This is a genomic window from Anaerolineales bacterium (genome assembly GCA_022866145.1).
Lineage (GTDB): Bacteria > Chloroflexota > Anaerolineae > Anaerolineales > E44-bin32 > PFL42.
In genome coordinates, this window is sequence record JALHUE010000392.1 from 1 (window position 1) to 4449 (window position 4449).

Sequence of the window (4449 nt, forward strand, 5' to 3'; positions counted from 1 at the left end):
AGCACGGCCTCCGGCGGCGGCGGTGGGGGCGTGAGCGCGCGCCCGGTCTCGGGGCCGCGGGGCTCCACCTCCCTGCCGCACCTGCCCGGCTCTGATTTCGCAGCCTCCATGGTCAACAGCGTGCAGACTGTCGCTGGCGGACTGGTCTCCAACGTGCAGTCATTCACCGGGCGCGTCACCCAGACGACCAACCCACCTCCGCCGCCCTCACGCTCAGCCAGCAGCCGCGGGGGTGGAGGCGGCGGAGGCTGCGCCTGTGCTTGTGCCTGCGCCGGGTGCGCCTGCGCCTGCGCCGGCGGTGGGCGGTGAGGCTTCGGCGCTGGTCGCCGCGCCTTGCGGCGCCTGAGCAGCCTGCCGCCGGGCTGCACGCCTACCTCCGGGAGCGCGACACCGAACGCGCCCGCCTTCATCTGCGGCTTGAGCCCGACGGCCGAGGCCTGCTGATGGTCAACGCCGATCGCACCCTCCACATGAACCCCACGGCAGCCCTCCTGGCATGGCATGTGCTCGAAGGACACTCGGAGGCGCAGGCGGTGGATGGGCTGCGCCATCGCTTCCGCGTCTCGCAGGGAGTCGCCCGGGCAGATTTCAAGTCGGTGGCTGCTCAACTGGATGTGCTCTGCCGGCCAGACGGCGCCTGCCCTGTGCACGACCTTGATCTGGACATCCTGGCACCCTTCCAGACCGCCCTCAGCGCACCCTACCGCATGGATCTGGCGATCACCTACCGCTGCAATGCCAACTGCGCCCACTGCTACAACGGCCGGCCGCGCAACTACCCTGAACTTGGCACGGGGGAGTGGATCGAGATCCTGCGGCGCATCCGGAAGATCGGGATCCCCCACGTATGCTTCACGGGCGGAGAGGCCTCGCTGCGCGATGATCTGCCGGAGTTGGTGGCGGCCGCCCAGACCGAGGGGCTGGTGGTCGGCCTGCTGTCGAATGGCCGCCGGCTGGCCGACCGAGGATTCACGACCCGGCTGGCCCAGGCGGGACTCGATCACGTGCAGATCACCCTCGAATCCCACCGCCCCGAGATCCATGACCGGATGGTCCGTGCCCAGGGCGCCTGGGCCGAGACTGTCGCCGGGATTCGGAACGCCCTCGCCAGCGGCATCTACCTGATGACGAACACGACCCTCCTGCAAGCCAACGCCGGCTCGATCCTAGAAACCATCGATTTCCTGGCAGGCCTTGGCGTGCCTACCGTAGGATGCAACGCCCTGATCTACTCGGGCAAGGGGACACAGGTGGGCGCCGGCCTGGACGAATCGGCGCTGACCTCGCTGCTGCCTCTGGTTCGTCAGCGCACCGAACTGCACCGGCAGAAGCTGATCTGGTATTCGCCGACGCAGTACTGCCATTTCGACCCTGTACAGATGGAATTGGGGGTCAAAGGATGCACGGCGGCCCGGTACAACCTGTGCGTGGAACCGGACGGCGCGGTCATTCCTTGCCAGTCCTACTATGAGCCAGTCGGCAACATTCTGCAGGATTCCTGGGAGTCCATCTGGGGCCACCCGCTCTCGGTGTGGCTGCGTGAACGACGATACGTCCCCGAGGCGTGTACCAGCTGCCCGGTGCTCGGGGAGTGTGGTGGGGGATGCCCGCTCAGCCTGCGCCATCTGACGCCCGATCTGGCCGCAGCGGCGGCAGTCCCGGTCCCGGCCTAGCCTGAGCATGAATGAGGTGCCAGTCGCTGCAGCCCTTGCACCCTGCCCCGGAGGCCCGCCGCTGATCGTCAACCGCGGGCGAAGCGCCTCCGCACCCCGCGCACGGTCTGCTGGAGGAAGTCAACGATGAATTCTGTGCTGGACCGACTGTTTCCCGCAAGACCGATCGAGCCGATCCCGGCCGGGCTGTACGCCCGCCAGGCCATGCTGCCAGGTTCCCAGCCGATCCGATTGCACCTTCGTATCCAGGCCGACGGCGCCGGGCTGATGATCGTCAATGCGTCGTGCGTTCTGCACCTGAACGAGACTGCCGCCGCCCATGCCTACCGCTATGTCCTGGGTGACAGCGACGGTCAGGCCGCGCGCTTCGTCCAGCGGAGGTACCGGGTGGGCTGGCGCAAGGCCCTGCACGACCAGCAGGCTCTGCGTCGGCAAGTGGAAGGGGTCGTCACCACGCCCGACCTCGATCCGGTCGTGTACTTGGGGATGGCTCGGGCCGAGCCGGGCATCCCGCCGGCATCGGCGCCGTACCGCCTCGACGTGGCACTGACCTACGCCCAGGACCCGGATGGCCGGCCAGACCCCCGCACCCCTGTGAGGGCGAGCCGCGAGCTCTCGACGGAGGAGTGGAAGCGAGCCCTGGAAATCGCCTGGAACGCCGGCATCCCGCACGTCGCGTTCACCGGTGGAGAGCCCTGCCGTCGGGCCGACCTGGCGGAGTTGATCGCCCATGCAGAACAGCTGGGGATGGTGGCAGGCGTCGTCACCGCCGGCACTCGCCTGGCGGACATGGATTACCTGATGACGTTGTCGAATGCCGGCCTCGACCACCTGATGATCACCTGGCAGCCGGCGGACGCCGACAGCACGCTGGGACTGCGTAATGCCTCGGCCTCCGACGTGTTCACCACGGCGCACCTGACACTTCGCCCGACGGACTCTCAAGCCCTCCCCGATTGGCTCGCCGAGCTGCGGCAGATGGGCGTCAACGCAGTCTCCCTGTCTTCCTCCGCCGGCGCAGGCACCGAGGGGTCGATGCTGGAAGCCCGCGATCAGGTGGCCGCGGCCGGCCTGAATCTGGTGTGGGATTTGCCTGTCCCGTTCTCCGAGTCGAACCCGATCGCCTTCGAGGTGGAGCAGCCCGCTGGGTCCACCGGTTGCAGCTGGCTGTATGTTGAACCCGATGGCGATGTGCTGCTCTCCCGCGACGCCCGCGACGTGCTGGGCAACCTGACGTCCGACGAGTGGGGAGTTATCTGGGACCGCGCCCAGCAGGCCGCGGCCTGATCCCTCCGGCGCACGCTGCACAGCCTGCGCCGGTTGGCAGATCGGCCCCGACGATGACAGGCGCGCATCCTGGCGGGTCGCAAGCAGTCAATCCCGGGGCGGCCTTCTGGCATGCCCGCTATCGGCAGCAGGCCCGTTGGACGGCAGACCTGCGGAGCGCACTGTTGCGCGGGGCTTCGCTCCCCACCCCGGCGCGGCTGTTGGAAGTGGGATCCGGAACCGGGGTGATCACCTCCGATCTTGTCGGGCGCGGCCTGGGATCGGTTTTCGGTCTGGAAATCGACCAGGGCTCGAACGTGTTCGCCGCCAGGTACGCGCCCCAGGTTCGCTTCGTCACGGGAGACGCACTTCGCATGCCTTTCCGTGACGCCGCCTTCGACGCATGCCTGTGCCACTTTGTCGTGCTGTGGATGCGCGACCCCGAGCGCATGTTGGAGGAGATGAGGCGAGTGACCGCGCCCGGCGGGTGGGTCGCCTGTCTGGCTGAGCCGGACTACGGCGGGCGCATCGACTACCCGGAAGTCCTGGAGCCGATTGGCCGGCTGCAGGCCCAGGCGCTGCGCCGTCAGGGTGCGCAGCCGATGACAGGCCGCAGGCTGCTGGGCTTGCTGACCCGTGCCGGCCTGCAGCAGGTCACCGCCGGCGTGCTGGGTGGTGAATGGGCGGCAGACCATGACCTCGAGCCAAACTCGCTCGAATGGGACACGCTGCGGGCGGACCTGGCCGGTACCGCCGAGGAGACGCTGATCCCGCACCTGGAGGCCGCTGATCGTTCGGCGAGGGCGGATCGGTCACGCATCCTCTATGTCCCGACCTTCTACGCCCACGGCCGAGTCCCACTGCCAGGCTGATCGACCCAGCCCCTCGACGGCTCAACGCTTGGCCGCCGTGCCCCCAAGCCCAGGGCGCATCTTCCTCGGCCGCCACGATGAACGCCTGCTACCGATTGGCCGTGCTGCAGAGTCGGCCGGAAGGGCCTGTCCCGTGGCACCGAGATCATTGCCCAAGTGCATGGCTATGCGCACTGGGACTGCCAGCAACCGGGGCAAACCTTCCCGTTCATCTCTGCCCGCTCCGGCGTCGAATTCCTTGGCGACCGGCCCCCGACCCAGCCTCACCCCGCGCCTCTGCTGCCCCAAGCCAGGGGTGCAGTCCCGGGACTCCAGGTCCTGGCCCCCACGAAGGGAAATAGCACAGGGGGCCAGGGCGCAGCCCTGACCCCCTCGATAGCCATGCTCAAGCCGCGGCCGGGGTCAAGCGCCTGGGCTAGAACAGGCCGACAACCCTCCCGGTCTTCAGATCCACGTCTACATCGTAGAACACGGGCCGGGTCGGCAGGCCGGGCATGGTGCGCATCTCGCCCAGCAGCGGATAGAGGAAGCCAGCCCCGACGGAGGCCCGGATGTCCCGGACCGGGACCTTGAACCCCTTGGGGACGCCCTTGAGGCTCGGGTCGTGGCTCAGGCTCAAGTGGGTCTTGGCCATGTTC

Annotated in this window: 5 protein-coding genes; 4 read left to right on the forward strand and 1 reads right to left on the reverse strand. The window is 68.4% G+C overall.

Going from position 1 to position 4449, the window contains the following annotated elements:
- The 4 genes from MUO23_11885 to MUO23_11900 all read left to right on the forward strand — a co-directional run.
- Positions 1 to 309 (forward strand): hypothetical protein (locus tag MUO23_11885; protein ID MCJ7513657.1); only part of this gene is annotated, 309 nt, incomplete at its 5' end.
- Entirely contained in the window at positions 306 to 1673 is a 1368-nt protein-coding gene (locus MUO23_11890; protein MCJ7513658.1) for a radical SAM protein, read from the forward strand. The genes MUO23_11885 and MUO23_11890, both read left to right, overlap by 4 nt.
- Before the next feature lie 126 nt (positions 1674 to 1799).
- A complete protein-coding gene (locus MUO23_11895; protein MCJ7513659.1) occupies positions 1800 to 2960 on the forward strand; it encodes a radical SAM protein in 1161 nt (386 codons plus the stop codon).
- A gap of 53 nt (positions 2961 to 3013) precedes the next feature.
- Positions 3014 to 3811 carry a methyltransferase domain-containing protein gene (locus tag MUO23_11900; GenBank protein MCJ7513660.1) on the forward strand — a complete coding sequence of 266 codons (798 nt, stop codon included), beginning with the start codon at positions 3014 to 3016 and terminating at the stop codon, positions 3809 to 3811.
- Between the two features lie 415 nt (positions 3812 to 4226).
- Here the strand turns inward: MUO23_11900 and MUO23_11905 are convergent.
- Positions 4227 to 4449, reverse strand: a 223-nt coding sequence (locus tag MUO23_11905; GenBank protein ID MCJ7513661.1) for a formate--tetrahydrofolate ligase, incomplete at its 5' end; no start/stop codon positions are given.

What these genes read in the sequence shown, in the direction of transcription:
- MUO23_11895 (MCJ7513659.1), top strand. Translation starts at nt 1,800, where the DNA reads ATGAATTCTGTGCTGGACCGACTGTTTCCCGCAAGACCGATCGAGCCG.
- MUO23_11900 (MCJ7513660.1), top strand. Translation starts at nt 3,014, where the DNA reads ATGACAGGCGCGCATCCTGGCGGGTCGCAAGCAGTCAATCCCGGGGCG.